Source organism: Leptotrichia massiliensis, from assembly GCF_900104625.1.
In the GTDB taxonomy this organism is placed as follows: Bacteria; Fusobacteriota; Fusobacteriia; order Fusobacteriales; family Leptotrichiaceae; genus Leptotrichia; species Leptotrichia massiliensis.
Window position 1 is genome coordinate 1,599,885 of record NZ_FNVZ01000005.1, and the last position, 19,515, is coordinate 1,619,399.

Consider the following 19,515-nt stretch of genomic DNA (forward strand, 5'->3'; position numbering starts at 1 on the left):
CCTTTCCTATTGTATCTTTATTTTATTATTGTAAAATTATTATTTTCAACCAATATTGCTTCTTTATTATTAATCAATTTTAAATCCAATTTATCTTTATATAATTCAACAGTATTTCTCGAACTTTTCACAAAAGGCTCTTCCTCAAAATGAGGAACTATGTAAAAATCTACTAAACTTAACCCTGTATAATCATTTAATTCTGTTGCAAATGTCTTATCATCCACTATAGAGGCGTACTCTATGTCTGGAGCCGCTATTACTGAACCTGCTGATTCTCCAATATAGAGCAGTCCATTTTCTATTCTTTCCTTTAAATAAGATGTCAAATTTTTTCTTTTTAATTCTTGCAATAAATAGAAAGTATTTCCACCAGAAATAAAAACTATTTTCGCTTCTGATAATTTCTCTTTTGCAGTATTTTCTGAAAAAATAGAAACATCAAAATTCTCCACTTCATAACCAAAATCTTCAAATGCCTTTTGAGTAAGATGTATGTATTTTTTATATTCGTCTACATTAGTTGCTGTGGGAATAAATAGTATTTTTTTACTTTCAGTATTTTTATCTAAAAATTTTTTTACAAGTTCTATACTTTCGTATAAAGATGATGTTAAAATCATATTTTTCAAAAAAATCATCCTCTCTAATCAAGCTTGAAGTTATCCCCAAGATACACTCTTCTAGCTGTTTCATCATTTGCAATCTGCTGTCCTGTTCCTGCAATCAAAATTGTACCTTCTGCCATTATATAGGCTCTTTCCGTAATTCTCAATGTTTCACGCACATTATGATCGGTAATCAGTATTCCAAGCCCACGTTCCTTTAACTGCATTATTATATTCTGAATATCCTCAACTGCAATCGGATCTACTCCCGCAAAAGGCTCATCAAGCAATATAAAGTCTGGATTTGTAGAAATAGTTCTAGCAATCTCCACACGTCTACGTTCCCCTCCAGAAAGTGCATATCCCAAACTTTTTGCTACATGAGATAACTTGAATTCCTCAATTAAATTCTGCATTGTGGCAATTCTTTCTTTCTTATTAACTCCTCGCATTTCAAGAACCGATACAATATTTTCCTCCACAGTCAAGTTTCTAAAAACAGACGCCTCCTGTGGCAAATATCCGAGTCCAAGTCTAGCTCTTTTATACATAGGCAACGTTGTAATTTCCTCTCCATTGTACATTACTCTTCCATGATTTGGTCTTACAATTCCTGTAATCATATAAAAGGTAGTTGTCTTTCCCGCTCCATTAGGTCCAAGAAGTCCTACAACCTCGCCCTTTTCCATTGACAGACTCACACTTTTCACAACTTCCCTGTTTTTATATATCTTTTTCAAGCTATCGGCTTCTATACTAATTTTTCTAGCCATATCTTCTCCTATTTTAAAATTATCATTCAAATAACTTTACTTATCGAAAGTTACCACTTCGCTATATTATAAATCATTTTTGCTTTTTTTTCTACTTTTTTTTAAAATTTGCAAAAAGTCAGATTATTATTTTATCCTTCTATCCATATATTCCACATTCAAATATATTACACACTGTAAAATTACAAACAATATCAATATAAAAGTTCCAAAAAATTCAAAAAAAACTGTACCAAATATTGTACTAAAAAATAAATATCCAACATTTAATCTTTCTAACATTGGGTATGTTAAACCTAAAAAACTTTCTGTAGTAAAAAAAATAAAAATTAGATATGTAATAACGAAAAATATTATTTTCAGCCAGTTTCTTTTCATCAAATGTAAATTATAATCCCAAGATTCCTTTAAATTAAACGGTCTTGCAGAAAATAATGGAATAAAATAAAACATATACAACCAAAAAATTACCATCGCTATCCAATATATTGCAAGAAAAACTAAGAAAAGTTCATCAAAAAATGTCAGATAAGGAAAAAAAGACTCTCCAATATAACTAGCTATATAGTATATAAAATATAAAAAGAAAAATTTTGAAGCTGACTGTCCTAGTCTTAAATAATTTTTCTCCTCTATTTTAAAAATTATTTTTTGATAAAACAAAAAAAGTACCAAATAATAACAAAAGTTAAAAATCGAAAATAAATTTAACATAGGAGAAAGTGAAGTATTCTGAAAAAGATATACTCCTATAATTTTAATACAATCTATTAAAAAGAAAAATAGTATCCACCACACACCATTTATGTCAAAAAGTAAACTTTTAAAAATAAAAAAAGTATATTTTATTTGCTGAAAAATATTTAATTTTTTTTCTGTCAATTTTTCTTGTAATTCTTTCATATCCATACTATTTAATGCATCCTTTCTTTTTATAATTTTTTATATTTTTTTTATATTAAAGAAAAGTGAGTATATTTCCTACCCACTTTTCTTATTTATCTAAAACTGTTTCTGATAAGAAGCACCACCGTATCTTAATGTTGCAACATTTCTATCTCCATTTTTGCTCCAAGAAATTGGCACATCTATTGTTCCCTTGTTCACATTTACTCTTACTGACGAAGGTAAGTTGCCGCCATCTTCTGGAACATAAATATTTTTTGCGGCTCTAACAAGCATTTCGTGTGCTGATTCTGTCGGAACACTCACATTAAAAGTTCTTTGAGCTGTATCTACACCAGCTTTAGCTATTGCAGTCAAAGTTACTCCTTTTGTTCCGCCACCATAAAATTGCTTGTTAATTCTTCCAGATACTGAAAACAGGCTTGAATTTGAAGAACGCCATTTTATTGTAACTGGAACTCCATTTGAGGCTGTCATTGATTTTGGCAAGTTAATTCCTCCTCTTGTACTAACCTCTCCTTCAGGAATTGACAATTTGCCTATTACTTCCTGAGTTGCCGCTGCATTTTTAGGATCTGACCGTCCTTGTTCCTCATTATTCTGAATTTCATATTGCATCTGAATATTTCCTTCGTTTTCAAGGATTCTCTTATCCATATCGTAAATTGCACTTTTAGATGAAATTTGTGTTTTCCCTTGATAAGTCACTACATTTCCATTTAATTTTATTTTTTTATCTTTCAAATAAATTGTAGCTTTATCCGCACTTGTATTAATCGCTCTGAACTGCGGCAATGTACTTACAATTTTTACATTGTTTCTGGCATACCCTTCCTGCTTATTCATATCCATATAAAGATAATTTGCTGTCATCTTTGTATTATTCTTAAAGTCAACCATAACCTTGTCCCTTGCAAGAATAAGGTTTCTTCCTGAATCCATCTCATTATACTGAGAATCAAGCGTAATATCCTTATAAGTCATATGCACATTTTCCTTAATTTCACTACGCGTAATACTCATATTACTTCCATTTTTATGTGAAACGAAATAAACTTTGGCAGTATTTCCTATGAAATTTACTGCTTCTGATTCTACAAGTGGTGTTGGATCATTTACAAGATCTTTTATATTTCCACGAATTTTACCTTTAACATGTCCATCAAACCTAAATTCCTTTTTCTCAAAACTTCCACGTCCTGTGTCAGATGTAATTCTATCTCCTTGAACACTTGTCATTTCCATTTTATTGGCAAAAATATCTTTTGAAATTGTGTTCATTGTCCCATTTGCACCATGTACATTAAAGTTCTGCTTTTTAACGTTAAATGATCCGTTCATTGTGGCATCTCCAGTTGGGAAAACATATATAAGTCCTGTTCCATCCATTTTATAGTCATCGTAATTTGCAGTATAGTAATCATTTGTTGTAAGTGTTTCTGTTTTTAAATCATAAACTCCACTTCTGTATGTTCCTGTTGTTTTTCTTGGTAAATAATTGTATGTACCATTTCCATCACCATTCAATATTCTAGCAATTTCATCATAGAATACATGATCTCCTGTTACTATTAAAGTTGGACTTGTATATTTTACATGTCCTCTTCCATCAACCTGTTTTTTCTTTACAAAGTATGAAGCTGTGTCTGCCGAAATCACACTATTTTTACCAGTATAGACAATATTTCCCTGCCCATCTATACGCTCATCCTTCATATAATAGTCAACTTTATTTCCTGTTAATTTATTTTCAGGATCTGTATAAATCACATTTCCTTCTGCATTTCCAATTTTATTTATATCATCATAACGCATTTTGTTAGCACGCAGTTCTCTTTTTGTCTGTTCTTCTTTGTAAATTACATGACCTTCTGCATCTGACACTTTTGTTGGATCATGATATGTAATTTTGTCTGCTGTCAAAGTCTTTTTATCTTTCTTGTTATTATAACTTGCATTTCCGATTGCTACGATTGTTTCAAATTTCGTTGTTGTTTCAACTCTATCTGCTTCAGAAACTGTATCATCAACAGTATTTATAAGTTTTGTCCTTACTGGTGAAATTAATAAATCGCCTTGTTTCTTGTATTCTACACGTTCTGTATAAATTTCCCATTTTTTGTCCTTAGTTGTTCCAACGACTTTTTTCATTAATGTAACATCAGATGTTTTAGTATTGACTTCGCCTTCTTTTCCAGAAATTATCATCTGTTTCTTTACCAAATCTACTATTACATTTTTGAATTTGATTACTTCATCTCCTTCAGATCCAATCTGTTCATCCGCATAAATGATAGCATCATCTTTTAATCTATACACAACTTTTTTTGCTTTCATATCCTTTTGCATCTGTTCAAGCGGTGTCGGAATTTTTTTAAAGAATACCGCATATATAAAATATATCAGTATTAATACAAGTCCTCCATAAGCTATTTTTTTCCACATTATTTTTCTCCTATTTTACCAATTTTAATTATCTTTTTTGATTTCTTGCTTTAATTCAAACAAAAATTTTATAGCATCCATCGGTGTAACATTATTCACATCATAATTTTCTATTTTATTCACAATTTCTAACAAACTTTCCTTTTCTTCTTCAACCTGTACTAATTTTTCCGTATAAAATTGATTACTTTCAGTATTTTCAAAATCATTTGCACTTTCATTTTCAAATTCTTGAAAATCATTCTCTAACTCTGAATTTCCTCCAAAAAGTGAAAGCTGGTGAACATCTACGGTTCTTTCAATCAATTCCTTTTTTTGCTCCAGCCGTTTCAATATTTTCTTGCTTTCAATCAATATTTCCTTTGGAAGCCCAGCCAATTTCGCCACTTCAATACCATAGGACTTGTCTGCTCCGCCTTTTACAATATTTCGCAAAAACATTACTTTTCCCTGCTTTTCATCCACTTCTATCCGATAATTTACAATGTGTGCAAATTTATTTTCCAGATCAGTTAGTTCGTGATAATGGGTTGCAAAAACTGTCTTAGCACCAATTTTATCGTGAATATACATTGAAATGGCAGTCGCAATGGAAACACCATCAGTTGTCGAAGTTCCACGTCCAACTTCATCCAGTATTATCAAACTTTTTTCAGTCGCATTGTTCAGAATGTTGGAAACCTCACTCATTTCCACCATAAATGTACTTTGCCCAGTCAAAATATCATCAGAAGCTCCAATCCGTGTCAAATATTTGTCTATAACTGATAAATTTGCTTTTTTAGCAGGGACAAAAGAGCCAATCTGAGCCATTATGGAAATTAATGCGATTTGTTTCATATACGTTGATTTTCCCGACATATTAGGCCCTGTCAATACGACAAAACTTTCCTTTTCAGTAAAGACTGTATCATTTGAAACATAATCCGTCCTTCCAATCAGTTTTTCCACAACTGGATGCCTTCCGCCCTCAATTTCAAAGGAATATTCCTCATTCATTTCAGGTTTTGCGTAATCATTTTCAATGGCACTTACAGCAAAAGATACCATTACATCAATGTATGCCAGCCTTTCTGCAAGTTCTGACAAAATTTTCCGATGTTCCTTGAGTTTTCCGCTAATTTCCTTGAACAAATGATATTCTAAATCTTCGATTTTTGCTTTGGAATTTATTATTGTGTCCTCATATTTTTTCAGTTCAGGCGTAATGTATCTCTCTGAATTTGAAAGAGTCTGTTTTCTTATGTAATGTTCTGGCACCATATCCAGATTTGCTTTTGTAATTTCGATGAAGTAACCAAAAACCTTGTTAAACTTTATTTTTATATTTCTAATTCCAGTTGCTTCCCTTTCCCGCTGTTCAATATCCAGCAAAAAGTCCTTCCCAGAATTCATAATATTTCTAATTTGATCCAGTTCCGCATTGTATCCAGATTTTATAATTCCGCCTTCACGTACCGAAAATGGCGCATCTTCTTTTATACTGTCATCAATTATTTTATAACACTCAAACAAAATATTTGCATCAATATTCCTAAAAAAATCAGTATTTCCCAAAATTTTCATTATTTCAACAGCCGATTTTATCGTTTTTTTCAATGCCGTCAAATCTTTTCCATTTTCACTTCCAAAGATTATTTTCCCCAAAAGCCGCTCTAAATCGTAAATATCATCAAGTTTTTCTCTCAAATCTTCACGAATCAAGATATTATCAATAAAATACTGTACATCTTCCTGTCTTTTTCTTATTTTATGAACATTTAAAAGCGGATTATTTATAAATCTTTTTAAAAGCCGTGTTCCCATCGAAGTTTTACACTCGTCCAGCACCCACAAAAGCGAACCATAGACAGTTTTTTCCCTCTGATTTTTCAAAAGTTCCAGATTTCTGCTTGTAATCGCATTTATTTCAGCATAATTGGAAATATTCACAAACTCAATTTTTTCCACAGTCAGCTCATGCTCAACCTGCATAGCAGCTGAATAATCAAGTGCCATGGCTGCAGCTCCAATTATCGCTTTTTTATCCTTAATCCCATAACTTTCCAGCGACACAATCTCAAAATAATCCATAAGATACTTTGCACTGTCCCGAACCTTATTCACAAAAGTTACAACTGAATCATTCTTTTGTAAAAAATCATCTAACTTTTCCTTTATTTCTCCATAAAAATCCTCTGTAACAAGCACTTCCTTAGGCTCAATCTTATTAATCTCATTAAATAATTTTACAAAATCATCATCCTTTTCAACTTCCGTTACCTTAAATTCTCCAGTCGTTATATCAATATACGCAATTCCAAATTTATTCTCAATTTTCAAAATACTCATCAAGTAATTATTGCTCTTGGCATCAAGTGCCTCCACATCCACAACTGTCCCTGGCGTTATAATCTTCACAACTTCCCGTTTTACAATTCCTTTTGCCATCTTTGGATCTTCTGTCTGCTCACAAATCGCAACTTTATAACCTTTTGAAACAAGTTTTGTTATATATGAATCTGCCGAATGAAATGGAACTCCCGCAAGCGGTATATCCACATTCTTTTCTTTATTTCTCGAAGTAAGCGTAAGTCCCAGCTCTCGTGACGCTTTCACCGCATCCTCAAAAAACATCTCATAAAAATCACCCAATCTAAAAAACAATATAGAGTCCTCAAAATTTGATTTTATCTCCTTATATTGCTTCATAAGCGGTGTATCTGCCATCGTTATTTTACCTCTGTTCTCTTTATTTTTTTATCTTTAAATTTTATCATAGTTTATTTTCTTTTTCAATTTTTTAAAAAATTAATAAAAATTTTTTCTTTTCCATTTTTATATCAATTTTTTTATTTAATAATTATTGTTATTTACACACTTTATAATCTTTTTTTAACAAAATAAATTTTTGTTAATAAATACTTTTTCTATATTTTATATTTTTTCTTTTTCTATACGTAAAGGGGATCAATCGCCATCCCCTTTACAAACCCCGCTCGTCTAAGCATTTTTTGAAAATAAAATCGAAACTCGCTACGTAAAACTTAGCTCAAACAATCGATTTAATTTCCAAAAAATCACGACAATTTTAATTTAGTTATAACAACTATTCTAATTAAAAGATTTTCGAGCAAAATTTCGTTAGAAGAAAAATAGCTGTTTGAGCTTTTGAAATATTTTTTAATTATACATATTTATTTAGATATAAAATAATTTTTATTCAAAAGCGAGTTCTATTTTTCTTTTATAAGAAAGTTTTGCGGTAAGCGGGGTTGTAAGGGCATGGCGTCTGATGCCCTTACGTTAGAAAAGATGAAAATTATAAAAGAAAAAACTATTGTTAATAAAAATAATCTAAAATAGATATCAAAAATATAATCAGTTTATTCTTTTTAAAATTTCATCGTAAACTCTCTCACAATTTCCCTTATCCACATACTTCAAAAACTTTTCTCTCAACTTATCAGACTTTTGCTTCATTTCTTTATCATAATGAAAATTATTTTCCGAGATTTCAATGATTTCTTCAACGCATTTTTCTACAGTTTTGGCTTGTTTTCCAAATAAATCTTTATCTAAGTCTATGTAAGAGCCAACTTTTTCTTCATATTCACGTTTATCAAACTGGAAGAAGATGATTGGTTTATTTAGATAATAGAAGTCGTAGGCTACGCTTGAATAGTCTGTTATTAATAATTTTGATTTTTGCAGTTCTTCAGTTATGTTTACTTCTTTTGGAAGTATTTTTATATTTTTTCCAAGTTTTATATTTCCAAAGTTTTTTAGATAATCCTGCATTAACTGATGAATGTAGACATTTAATTTTATATTGTTTTTTTCCAGATAATCATTTAATTTTTTGTCTGTAACTAAATTTGCAATATTTTGGAAATATTTTGTATCTTCAAATTTTTGGTTTTCTGAGTTTTCTGATTTTAGCCAGCTTCTCCATGTTGGCATGAAAAATATTTGTTTTTCAATAACTTGAAGGTTGTATAATTTATCATATCTTGGGTAGCCTGTTATAACTGCTGTTTCTTTTGGAACTTCCCACCATATTTCTGTTTTCACTTTTCTTTCAAATTCTGAGTCACAGATGTTTAAATCATACGATTTTACAAGGGCTTCTGCTACTTTTCCTGTTTTTGGATTCATTGCCTGTCGAACTTTAAAGCCTACTGTTCCGTGATTCAGGAATACTTTGAATACTTTTTTATGAAATTTGTTTATTAATGGCACTACAAACAGGTATGGGACAATGTCCGCAGAAATTGAGTGGGAAAATAATGCAACTTTTGCATTCATAAAATACAGATAGCTTTTTACACTTCCTTTTATCAATTTTTCTCCTGGAATTTTTTTTGCAATCTTGGAATTTCTGTTTATTACCCAGTACACTTCTTCCTGCTGTCTTGACCGTAAATACTCATACATCGCACGTCCATTATCCACAAAAAGTTCTCCTGCGTTTCCACCCACAAGCCAAATATTTCTATTTTTAAATTTCCCTTTGTTAAATGGATAAATTAGATAAGCTATTATCATATTTATCAAGCATTTTATCTTATCCATATTCTTCTCCTATTTTTTAAATTTTATATTTTGTATATCCTATTTTTCTCCCCTTCATCACAACCCTATGATACCTTCTATTTCTAGTAACAATCATTCCAAAAAAACTTCTAAACTGCCGTTTCCAGTATTTCAGAATGTAAAATCTGTTTTTTCTGCCCTTTACTTCCTTTTTTACCAATGCTCCAAAACCTAGAGCATATTTATAGGCACGTTCCAAATCATTATAATTTCCCTTTTTAGCTGGATGGTAAATTATATCGTTTGCAAAATATCTTCCCTTATAGCCTTTGTGAAGCAATGTCAGCACATAGTCTGTTTCCTCCCCGCTTCCAAAAGTTGCACCAACTCCTAAATTTTCGTCAAATAAAATAATATCATCCTTGCCATAATTTACAAAAAAAGTTATAGATTTCACAGTTGTATCGACACTATCCTTCGTTATTTCGGTATCTTTTTTCTCCATAACACCTGTTCCATAGTCTTTTCCACGTTCAAGCGTACGGCACGAGTAAATTCGATAATTCTTTTTTCTTTCAAAAAATTCTACAACTTTTTCAAGTGTGTTGGGACTATATTCACAATCATCGTCAGGAAATCCCACAATTTCGCCTTTCATCAAGATAAGTCCTCTATTTCTATTTAGGCTTAACCCTTTTTCATCACTTTTTACATATTTTATTTTAAAGTCCTCTTCGTAGTCTTTCACAATTTCAAAAACTTCATTTCCTTCATTCTGATCCACTACAATTAGCTCAAAATCTTTATAAGTCTGTGCCTTCAGGCTTTTTAGAAACAAATCCAGTTCTGTTGTAACATTTATTGTTGGCATTATAAGGGAAACCTTCATATTTTTAAATCTCCTTCTTTTTTTATTTTATATCCAAAACCGTTATATATGGAAGATGATCCGATAGTTTTGTCCAGTCCTGCGTTGCATCATTAATAAAATAGCTTGATTTTACCTTCCATTTTTTCGACTGGCTACCAAAAATATAGTCAATACGTGGATCTGAAAGTGTTCTTACACCACTAGCATTGGATTCCATATAAGTATCTCTCCAGTCTTTTGTAATTTCTCCGTAATATTTTGTCGTTGGTAAAAAATTAAAATCTCCACTCAAAAACTTTATATCATCCTTGTCAAAAAATTTTGTAAGCAAGTCCAGCGATTCCATTTCCTCAGGCTTCATATGCTGTTTAAAGTCCAAATGTGTATTCATAACCAACACTTTTTTCCCAAAAGTCTTTTTAGACAGTTCTGCAACTACAAGCTGTCTTTTCTCAACCCCTTCCGACGGTAACTCATAAGTATATATCTTCTCAAGCGGATATTTTGAAATAAATGAAATTCCGTATTCTCCACCATCATAATCTCTTGATTTCTTAAAGAAATAATAATCATATCCAAGAACTTTCGCAATATCAGAAGTTATATCACGAAAATTACTTCTTTTCGTAAATTTGTCAACTTCCTGAAGCGACACAAAATCAGGCCCGTACGGCTTAATGCTTTCACCTAACTTCTGTCCATCGGTAAGCCTTCCTCCATAAATATTATATGTCATTATCTTAAATTCTTTCGCCCAGCTAACAGTTGCCCCACAAATCATAAGTGACAACAATATTTTTTTTAAATTACTCATTTTTCTATTGTTTCTCCTAACCCTTCTTTTTTTTATCAAAATAACAGCTTCTCTCCTACAAATTTTATCTGTTATTTCAAATTTTTCATTCAATTATATCACTTTTTTCAGTATCTACCAAACCTTTTTATTTTTACTTTTTTATTTCTATCTAAATACTCCTTATTTTTATCTCTTTTCCTTCAAATAAAACCTCGCAATTATCCTCATCTTTTTAACCAGTTTTTTTATCCCGCTCAAATGCTTCGTTTCCAAAAACAATCTAGCCTTCAAACTGCTCCAGCTATCATTCCACCAATGAATTCCGTATGTTTCAGGTTTTATGCAATCTTCAGAATAAATTTCCTTAAATCCATAAGGATAAAAATATTCTTTTGGAAAAACAACTATTTCTCCATTTTTCAAAACATTTTCCCTTTTCTCGCTCAAATTATATTTTTTCTCAAAAGTATAGGTAAAAATTTTAGGAATTGTCCAAATCGGTTGTTTCCAAATGTCATTCTCGTAAAAATCTTTAATGTCCCTTAACACTTCATTATGCTTCGTTGTCCCAAAAATCCCAACACTTATGTGTTTTTCATCTTCATAGCCAATAAAAAAATTCATCTTCCCATTTTTAGAAAATTCATCTTTTCCTTCCAAAATTGGTTTCAAATCCTTAATTATTTCCATGTCTGTATCAACATAAATTCCAGAATTTTCATACATAAAATGCACTCTCATATAATCTGAAACATACGCCCAAAGCCTTCTTTCGTAACATTCACGAAAAAATCTATTTTTCGCAAGGTGTTTTTCCATATCAAAATTTTTCTCATTTATCTCTATTATTTCAAAATCAGGCAGATTTTTCTTCCACGATTCCAGACATTTATAAAAAATATCTGGCTTTTTAGCATTTCCAATCCAGACATAATATATTTTTTTTTCTATCATTATTTTCTCCTATTTTTCACCTTTTTTCATAATCATCATATACTTTTTCATCGGATTTTCAGTAACATTCACAACTTTAAATCCAACTTTCTCATACAATTTCTTTGCTCCCGCATTATAATCAAACACATTTAACGTAATCGAATTCACGTCCTCATCTTGAAAAATTAAATTTATAAACTCTATCAAAGCCTTTTTTCCAAGTCCTTTTCCAATAAGCTCAGGATTAATCAGAAATCTTCCAATATGAATATTATCGTGTTCCTTCCTTATTTTCTGAATAATCCCCACAAACTCATTCTCACAAAAAATCGAGTAAATATCCTTCAAATCATCAATCTGACTTTCTGTAAGTGGAAAATCAAGACTTGCTCCAGCCCATTGCTCAAGAAAGTCCTTTCCCTTTTCATTAGTCCATTTGACTATATCATTTTTATTTTTATCATTTATTCCTTTTATTATTTTTATATTTTCTACTTCCATCAATATTAAACTCCTATTTTTCTAAACCAACTCATACTCAACTCCATTAACAATACAAAATCTCACTATTTCTTCATAAAAAGTTTCGTAATCCTCATCCTTTCCAGAATTTTTAAACTCTGAATTTTTAGAGGTAATTAGTGTAATAAACCTTTTTTCATTATTTCCAAAAATTTTTAATATTCTGTATCCAAAATCTATTGTTTCACTTTTTGTATTCGGACTTGTAATCATGAACTTTTTTATATCATACTTACTGTATTTTTCATCATCAATACTTATAAAATTATTAAATATTTTTATAATTTTCGGTGTATAAATTTTTATTCTGATTAAAGAAATAATTTCTAAAATAATAACTCCCAAAGGAATAATTATCACAAAATATTTCAAAAAAATAGCATGATAATATATTATTTTAAATATTATCAAAGCAAAAATTACCCCAATAGCATTATTTTTAAAAATATTTTTACATTTTTCTAAAAGTAATTCCTTTTTTGGAATCTCAAATACTGTATTTTCAATTTCCTCTTTTTCAAGTTGAAATTCACAAATAATTTTTTCAAGTTTTAAGCAATTTTTCTTTCCAAATAAAGAAATAACAACATAACAATAATCTATCGAAAGATATTTAACATCACCATAAAATAAATTATTCTCGTTAAATATCCTAACATTATCTTTTCCTATTCTCCTGCACCAAACTTCTTTTCCTCTTTCATAATATGTCAAAATACCATCAGAGATTAGGATTTTTTTATTAAAAGCATAAATTGATAAAATTAAAAATATTATGATTGAAAGCAGAACAGTTAAAAAGCATTTAAAAAATATTTCATTTATTGAAAAATCCAAAGAAAATCTCCACCCCCAAAAAAACAATACTGGAATACAAATCAATTTAAATACCATTTTTAATTTCTCTACCCAATGAACTTTAAATACTTGTTCTTTCTCATTCAATCCCACTCAACTCCCTAAAAAATCAAATTAGTTCCTTTTTCTCCTCAATTTTCCTATACATGTAGTCAAAACTGAAAATTATCACATAAACTGCTATTAGCATTGCCATATTTTTTATTAGCCCTTCCCCAAAGAATGAGCCTCTTGGGATATAAAATAAATTTGGTATGAAGTAATAGCTTGTTAATAATAAAAATCTATTTTTCACAACATATTTTTCGTATTTTATAATAAAAATTCCAAGCAGAATTGAAATTACAATTAACCAGAAGTAGCCTAAATCATACATTTCTGCGATATAGTTTGAGCCGATTCCTTCTCCTTTCAAATAAGCACCCGAATTTAGGTAATATGTTAATTTATCCGCAATGGAGTTGGTTGTGGCAAGTGTTTCGAGCGACTGTGGCTTAAAGCCAAATATCCCCTGCAAGATGTAGGGGTAGCTTCCGTTTCCTACAATGCTGTGCTTGAAATTGATTGTGTAGCCAAGCACAAGATAGCTTACTCCTTGAGAAAACAAAAAATTAAAAATTGTGTTTACTAGATCCAGACTGAATATTTTTTTACTTCGCACAGACACTAGAATTTGTGAAAAAATCACTGTAAATCCTACTAATTTTACCATTGTCTTAGCTTTTATCCTGATTCCATAGACTTTTGCGTAATACCACATTATAAAAAGAAGCTGTGTCAAAAATATTGCTCTTGCTCCCTTAAACGAATCCAGCAGTTTTACCATAAGATAAAGTGAAGAAATTGTCAAAAATTTTCTTTTGGATGGAATTGAAATTAAAAATATCAAAAATCCAATTGTCATTACTGTACCAGAGCCTTTTGTAAATGCAGGATAATCCACCCCTTTTAAAATTCCCGTATAATAAGCCTCGTATCCAGCCCGCAAAATAACCCTCAGCTGAATAAACATCTTGTAAGCTAGAGCAGGCAATGAAATTATAAACAGAGCCATTCCGACATTCGTAAACAGCCTTCTGCTTTCAAGCGTAACACTGCTTCTAATCTCACTAATCTTCTCATTTGAAATCGCAATGAAAAATCCTAGATGCGTAAACAGTAACACTAGCAAAAAAACATTTATTATCTCATTTCTCACATCATAAAAAAAATAAAAGTTAGCAAACTTCGTAGCCCATCCAAACTCCTTATAATTCACAATATCCAGAAATATTCTTGTAAAATTAAACAAAAACAGCGTATACAAAAAAATCATATACGAATTTAACCACTCCAAATAAATTTTCGCTGTAAAAAACGTATAAATATAAACACTCATAAGCAGACATTCCAAAAATTTCATCTCCAGCGCCTCATTCTGAAAAGTAAATACACTTTTTAAAAACAACACAAACGCAATAAAAAATATATGAAATATCAAAAACCCAATTTTATCTTTTTTCATCAATTTACCTCTATTTTTCAATTTTTTCTTATTATTTCATCTAAAATTTTACCATATCACCATTAAAACTTCAATCAGAAATGTTGTATCATCGTTATTTAATTTTTTTACTTTGAGATAGTTTCCATTTACTAAGTAAAAATTTTAAAACTAACAACTTTCTAATGAAATCCAAAAAAAAAAAAAAAAAAAAATAGTGATATAATTTAAATAAACAATACTTTTTAAAACAATAAACAAAATAATACAAAGGAGCTGATTTTTATATGAAAAGTCTATTTAAAATTTTGATTATCGCTATACTTGGCTTGAGTGTTGTCGGATGTGAATTACTTGATCCAAAAGGATGGGAAAGAGCACGTCAAAAGGCAGCCGAAAGAGGAAGAAAATGTTATCTAGATCAATATGAAAATTTTTTTTGTGAAGATACTAAATAAAATATTAATTTATGAATTAATATAATAAAAATACAAAGTTGAAATATTTGTTTTAGGGAAAATTGCTCTATATAAAATTTTGAGTAATTTTCTTTTTTTATTTCAAAAAATTGATTTATCTTCTCTAAATAATTCAAATAAACAGAAAAACTTAAACAAATCCTATTTTACTGAAAATTTAAAATCTAAAAAATTCTATAGCAAATATCTTTCTAATTTACTAAATCAGTAGAACTTTTATTTGTTCGACTGCAATTTTCTGACAAGTAAAAAGAAAAGTCTTGGAATTGGAAAATCTGGTAATTAAGTATTATGTAACTAATTTTAATTATTGGGATAAATATTTACTGTAAAATAAGGATTTAAAGTAATGAGTAAACATGTGAAAAAAGAAAAAGTGTAATAAAAATAGTAAAAATGCTATTAAAAAAATCAAATCTTTCACAAATTACTTGAAAAATTTGACTTTTTTCTTACACTATTTTATTGTGACTTCAAATATTTTTTTAAAGTTTTATAAAAATTTTCTCTTGTTCCTGCTAATAGTACAATAACTATTTTTTTATCTTCTATCTTAATTGTATACGCTAGTTCATAGTTAATTTTATTGTAAAAAATATCATAACCATATATGCCTGCTAAATCGGATTTCTTCATTTCTCCTATTTCAGGATTTTCCTTAATTTTTTTAATCGCTTCAGCAAATTTTTCTTTTAATTTTTTGTCTTTTAATTTCTTAAAATATTTTGCCGCACCAGTGAATATAATCACTTCCGTTTCCATTATTAATCCTTCCCAAATACATCCTCATAGCTTACTCCATTTTTTTCTGTATCTGATATTAATTTCTGAATTGCAGGCTTGACATTATTTTTTCTCACTTTAAATTCTTTTAGAAGTTCTTCTCCTGAATATCCTTCCTTTATCAAGTCCTCCAAAATCAAATCTGAAAATTCCATATCTTCATTTTCTTTCACAGGCGTTACAATCAAAGATCCTTTGCTAACCTTTATTTTTGCCTCTTTTGTAAAACCTAGATGTTCCATAACTTTTTTAGGAATTGTAATCTGATTTTTAGAAGAAATCGAGATTGTCTTATTCATTTCCAAAATATTACTTTCCATAAAAAATCTCCTTTTTTGGTTTCTTTGTTTCTTGGTAAAATTATAAACCTAATTTCAAGTTTTGTCAATTACATTTTAGAGCAAAAATATTTATAATCTAAAGTCAAAATTTATAATTATTGAACTTATCAACTTTAAAAATTTTGATTATCGCTATACTTGTATTAAATGTTGTCGGATGTGAATTGCTTGATCCAAAAGCATGGGAAAGAGCACGTCAAAAGGCAGCTGAAAGAGGAAGAAAATGTTATCGAGATCAATATGGAAATGTTTTTTGTGAAGATACTAAATAAAATATTAATTTATGAATTAATGGAATAAAAATACAATACTTAACCAAAAAAGAAAGGAACACATTCCCCCTTCTGTTTTAAATATCTATGTCAAATTATCATTCCATTTTATGTGTTAACTGCTTATGTTTTTATATTTTTATTGTACAATATTTTATGTTGTAATACAAGGTGTATTCTATATTTCTTCAATTTGTTATTTTCAAAATTTTAACTACTATCCTTTAGATTTTAAGCGATTTAATACTATTTACCCATTTAAATAACGAAATTATTACAAACTTTTCTAATAAAGGGTATAAATCTAATATTTTCAAATAATTAAAATATAATTTTCATTTTTCAAACAGATTCTAGTATAAATAACCCGTCGGAGCATTTTTCTGTGCTGGCAAAACTGTCTGAGCATAGCGAGTTTTTTGTCAGTGCAGAAAAATGTCGTAGACTAGCCATAGGTTATTGCGTAGCAATCTTGCCACAATTTTAATTATTAGGATAAACTTTTACTGCAAGATAAGGTTTTGCGGCAATGAGCAATCCTACAAAAATAAAAAGAAAAAACATAATAATATGAAAAAATATTTATTAATCACAATATCTAAAAAATAAATAAAAATAATTCACTTGAATGATTATGAATTCGTTATTAAACAACCCTATTATAAAAATTTCCAAAAAAAAGACTGAACATGTTGTCCAGTCCCATATAATCTATTTTTGTTCCACATCTTTATCTTTTTTAGCAAGTTCCGAAAATGCTGTAACCATTCCAGCCAGATTTTGCAGCTCGCTTGGAATAATGATTTTTGTTGATTTTCCGTCTGCCACTTTTTCAAATGTTTCCATTCCTTTTAGTGACAATACCTCTTTTGTTGGTGCTGCTTCGTTTAACAGTTTCAACGCTTCTGCTTGTGCTTTTTGAATTGATAAAATTGCTTCTGCACGCCCTTCGGCTTCTTTTATCTGTTGTTCTTTTTTAGCTTCTGCTCTTAAAATTGCAGCCTGTTTTTCTCCTTCTGCAACCAAGATTGCCGCTTCTCTTTTTGCTTGTGCTTCCAGAATGTTTGCCCTTTTTTCACGCTCTGCCTTCATTTCCTTTTCCATTGCTACACGAATGTCCGCTGGTGGCAAGATGCTTTTCAATTCCACACGGTTTACTTTTATTCCCCAAGGATCTGTGGCATCATCCAGTTCCTGACGCATTTTCGTGTTGATAATATCTCTTGAAGTCAATGTCTGATCGACTGTCATATCTCCAATAATATTTCTCAAAGTTGTTGCTGTCAAATTTTCAATTGCTGAAAGTGGACGTTCTACTCCATAAGTGTACAGCTTCGGATCAGTTATCTGAAAATAAACAACTGTATCAATTTGCATTGTGGCGTTATCCTTTGTAATAACAGGCTGTGGAGGAAAATCCACAACTTGTTCCTTTAAAGACACGCTTCTTGCAACCCTGTCAAAAAATGGATTCAGAAAGCTAAGCCCCGAACTTAGGGATCTATCGTATTTCCCCAATTTTTCAATAATAAGTACACGTGATTCTGGTACAATCTTTATTGATTTAAAAATGTAAATTAACGCTATTACAATAAGAATAACTATTAATGGTAAACTCCAATACATAATAATATTACCTCCTATTTTTATTTAAAAAATTATCATTTTCTTTCAAGAATTATCTTGTTGCCTTTAAAGCCTTTAATTTTAACAATTTCTCCATTTGACAATATTTCCTCGCTTACTCCTGTCCAAATGGATCCTTTAAATTTTACTTCATATTCCTTTTCAGTTTGTTTAGTATCGACTACTTTTTCAATTTTTACATCAGTCCCTTTCATGCTTGCATCAAAATTTGTCTTTCTTTGCAATTCAATATATTTTCTCAAGACTGGACGTGTAAATATTAGGAAAATTACCGAAAGTACAGCAAATATTAAAAACTGTATTAGCGAATCTTCTATAAAATTTGCAAGAAACATTACAATTAAAGCTGAAAGTGCAAACCAAATTGTTACAAGCCCCGGAATAATTATTTCCAGAATTGCCGCTGCTCCTGACAAAATTGCCCAAAATAATGCTCCCATTTTTCTCTCTCCTTTTTTCTGATAAATACTTCAACTACAAAATCTTAAAGTCCTGAAAAACCTACTCCAACATGAATCGAATTTGTTCCTTTTCCAGTACTGCTGCAAGCTGCAAGTGTAAACAAAATCATAATCAAAATAATTAGTTTTTTCATTTCATCCTCCTAACTTTTTCAGTTATAAATTTTTAAATTTTAGTAACAAATTTATCGTTCTACTTTATAACAAATCTCCAGTTGCCATCAACTTTTTCCATTAATTCTCTGCTTTCTCCATAACTATAAACAGCATTTTTTAAATTTAATTTCACAACTTTTCTTGCAGTATCCTTTATTATGCTGTCTATTTTTTGTTTGTCTGTATTTGATAAAATTTTTCCATCAATTTTTTCAAAAGAATAACCCATTTGTCTTTTAAATTCATTTTTAAACATTGCATCATATTTAGGCAGAGAATTTGTTCCTATTGTCGGAGTTTTGTATTTAGCTGTTATTTCTGCTTTCTTTTCACTTAAAAATTCAATTTTAGTGATTGTTATTTGAGCATTTGTAGACAGTATAATAAGCGTTTCATCAACAAACTTGCTGTATATCTCGTCTGATAAATTTTTATTTTTTTTATCTTCTATACGTGAAAAATGATTTTTCAATCCAGATTCTGTGAATGTATTTATTACACTTTTTTCTATAAGCACAGAATTTTTTTCCATTTCGCTCTGCGTCATTTTTACAGAAGTTCTTTTAGAAATTTTATATTGTGCTGTAAAACTTATAGAAAATATCATTAAATACAACAATATTAAGAATTTTTTCATAGTCTTTACAACCTTTCCTTAAATTT

The 19,515-nt window shown here is 29.7% G+C and carries 19 protein-coding genes; 2 read left to right on the forward strand and 17 right to left on the reverse strand.

Features of this window, described 5'->3' with window-relative positions; translation table 11 throughout:
* Positions 1–17: 17 nt before the first annotated feature.
* From BQ5344_RS11630 to wzy, 11 genes are all read right to left on the reverse strand, one after another.
* Positions 18–641: a Type 1 glutamine amidotransferase-like domain-containing protein gene (locus tag BQ5344_RS11630; RefSeq protein WP_021769523.1), complete on the reverse strand. Its 624-nt coding sequence runs from the start codon at positions 639–641 to the stop codon at positions 18–20.
* A gap of 5 nt (positions 642–646) precedes the next feature.
* Complete coding sequence (lptB, locus tag BQ5344_RS11635) at positions 647–1,381, reverse strand: LPS export ABC transporter ATP-binding protein (RefSeq protein ID WP_071125433.1); 735 nt, start codon at positions 1,379–1,381, stop codon at positions 647–649.
* A 1,002-nt stretch (positions 1,382–2,383) separates the two neighbouring features.
* A complete protein-coding gene (locus BQ5344_RS11645) occupies positions 2,384–4,732 on the reverse strand; it encodes an LptA/OstA family protein (RefSeq protein WP_071125435.1) in 2,349 nt (782 codons plus the stop codon).
* A gap of 24 nt (positions 4,733–4,756) precedes the next feature.
* Positions 4,757–7,441 (reverse strand): DNA mismatch repair protein MutS, encoded by a 2,685-nt coding sequence (gene mutS, locus BQ5344_RS11650; protein WP_071125436.1) that lies wholly within the window; start codon positions 7,439–7,441, stop codon positions 4,757–4,759.
* A gap of 651 nt (positions 7,442–8,092) precedes the next feature.
* Positions 8,093–9,286, reverse strand: a complete 1,194-nt coding sequence (locus BQ5344_RS11655) for a CDP-glycerol glycerophosphotransferase family protein (RefSeq protein WP_071125437.1) — start codon at positions 9,284–9,286, stop codon at positions 8,093–8,095.
* Positions 9,287–9,302: 16 nt separating this feature from the next.
* On the reverse strand, positions 9,303–10,136 hold the full coding sequence (locus BQ5344_RS11660; RefSeq protein WP_071125438.1) for a glycosyltransferase family 2 protein: 834 nt from the start codon (positions 10,134–10,136) through the stop codon (positions 9,303–9,305).
* Between the two features lie 22 nt (positions 10,137–10,158).
* On the reverse strand, positions 10,159–10,932 hold the full coding sequence (locus tag BQ5344_RS11665; RefSeq protein ID WP_071125562.1) for an endonuclease/exonuclease/phosphatase family protein: 774 nt from the start codon (positions 10,930–10,932) through the stop codon (positions 10,159–10,161).
* Positions 10,933–11,100: 168 nt separating this feature from the next.
* Entirely contained in the window at positions 11,101–11,868 is a 768-nt protein-coding gene (locus BQ5344_RS11670) for a glycosyltransferase (RefSeq protein WP_071125439.1), read from the reverse strand.
* A gap of 9 nt (positions 11,869–11,877) precedes the next feature.
* Positions 11,878–12,351 carry a GNAT family N-acetyltransferase gene (locus tag BQ5344_RS11675; protein WP_071125440.1) on the reverse strand — a complete coding sequence of 158 codons (474 nt, stop codon included), beginning with the start codon at positions 12,349–12,351 and terminating at the stop codon, positions 11,878–11,880.
* Between the two features lie 21 nt (positions 12,352–12,372).
* Entirely contained in the window at positions 12,373–13,323 is a 951-nt protein-coding gene (locus tag BQ5344_RS11680; protein WP_071125441.1) for a hypothetical protein, read from the reverse strand.
* A 16-nt stretch (positions 13,324–13,339) separates the two neighbouring features.
* Positions 13,340–14,734, reverse strand: a complete 1,395-nt coding sequence (wzy, locus tag BQ5344_RS11685) for an O-antigen polysaccharide polymerase Wzy (protein WP_071125442.1) — start codon at positions 14,732–14,734, stop codon at positions 13,340–13,342.
* A gap of 266 nt (positions 14,735–15,000) precedes the next feature.
* Between wzy and BQ5344_RS12320 the strand changes: the two genes are divergently transcribed.
* Positions 15,001–15,171 (forward strand): hypothetical protein, encoded by a 171-nt coding sequence (locus BQ5344_RS12320; RefSeq protein WP_162840187.1) that lies wholly within the window; start codon positions 15,001–15,003, stop codon positions 15,169–15,171.
* 483 nt (positions 15,172–15,654) lie between these two features.
* Here BQ5344_RS12320 and BQ5344_RS11690 read toward each other — a convergent pair whose 3' ends face one another.
* Together BQ5344_RS11690 and BQ5344_RS11695 are read right to left on the reverse strand one after the other, a co-directional pair.
* Positions 15,655–15,954: a type II toxin-antitoxin system RelE/ParE family toxin gene (locus BQ5344_RS11690; protein WP_071125443.1), complete on the reverse strand. Its 300-nt coding sequence runs from the start codon at positions 15,952–15,954 to the stop codon at positions 15,655–15,657.
* Between the two features lie 2 nt (positions 15,955–15,956).
* A complete protein-coding gene (locus tag BQ5344_RS11695; protein WP_071125444.1) occupies positions 15,957–16,295 on the reverse strand; it encodes an AbrB/MazE/SpoVT family DNA-binding domain-containing protein in 339 nt (112 codons plus the stop codon).
* Positions 16,296–16,414: 119 nt separating this feature from the next.
* Here BQ5344_RS11695 and BQ5344_RS12325 point away from each other — a divergent pair, with 119 nt between their 5' ends.
* Positions 16,415–16,588 (forward strand): hypothetical protein, encoded by a 174-nt coding sequence (locus BQ5344_RS12325; protein WP_162840188.1) that lies wholly within the window; start codon positions 16,415–16,417, stop codon positions 16,586–16,588.
* A gap of 711 nt (positions 16,589–17,299) precedes the next feature.
* On the opposite strand, the gene BQ5344_RS11700 is transcribed toward BQ5344_RS12325, so the two are convergent.
* Genes BQ5344_RS11700 through BQ5344_RS11710 form a run of 4 tightly spaced genes read right to left on the reverse strand, consistent with a single transcriptional unit; the run spans position 17,300 to position 19,489 of the window.
* Entirely contained in the window at positions 17,300–18,214 is a 915-nt protein-coding gene (locus tag BQ5344_RS11700; RefSeq protein ID WP_021770292.1) for an SPFH domain-containing protein, read from the reverse strand.
* A 35-nt stretch (positions 18,215–18,249) separates the two neighbouring features.
* Entirely contained in the window at positions 18,250–18,675 is a 426-nt protein-coding gene (locus tag BQ5344_RS11705; RefSeq protein WP_071125445.1) for an NfeD family protein, read from the reverse strand.
* Between the two features lie 44 nt (positions 18,676–18,719).
* Complete coding sequence (locus BQ5344_RS12245; protein ID WP_158663028.1) at positions 18,720–18,830, reverse strand: lipoprotein; 111 nt, start codon at positions 18,828–18,830, stop codon at positions 18,720–18,722.
* A 59-nt stretch (positions 18,831–18,889) separates the two neighbouring features.
* Positions 18,890–19,489, reverse strand: a complete 600-nt coding sequence (locus tag BQ5344_RS11710; protein WP_036072041.1) for a hypothetical protein — start codon at positions 19,487–19,489, stop codon at positions 18,890–18,892.
* Positions 19,490–19,515 lie beyond the last annotated feature (26 nt).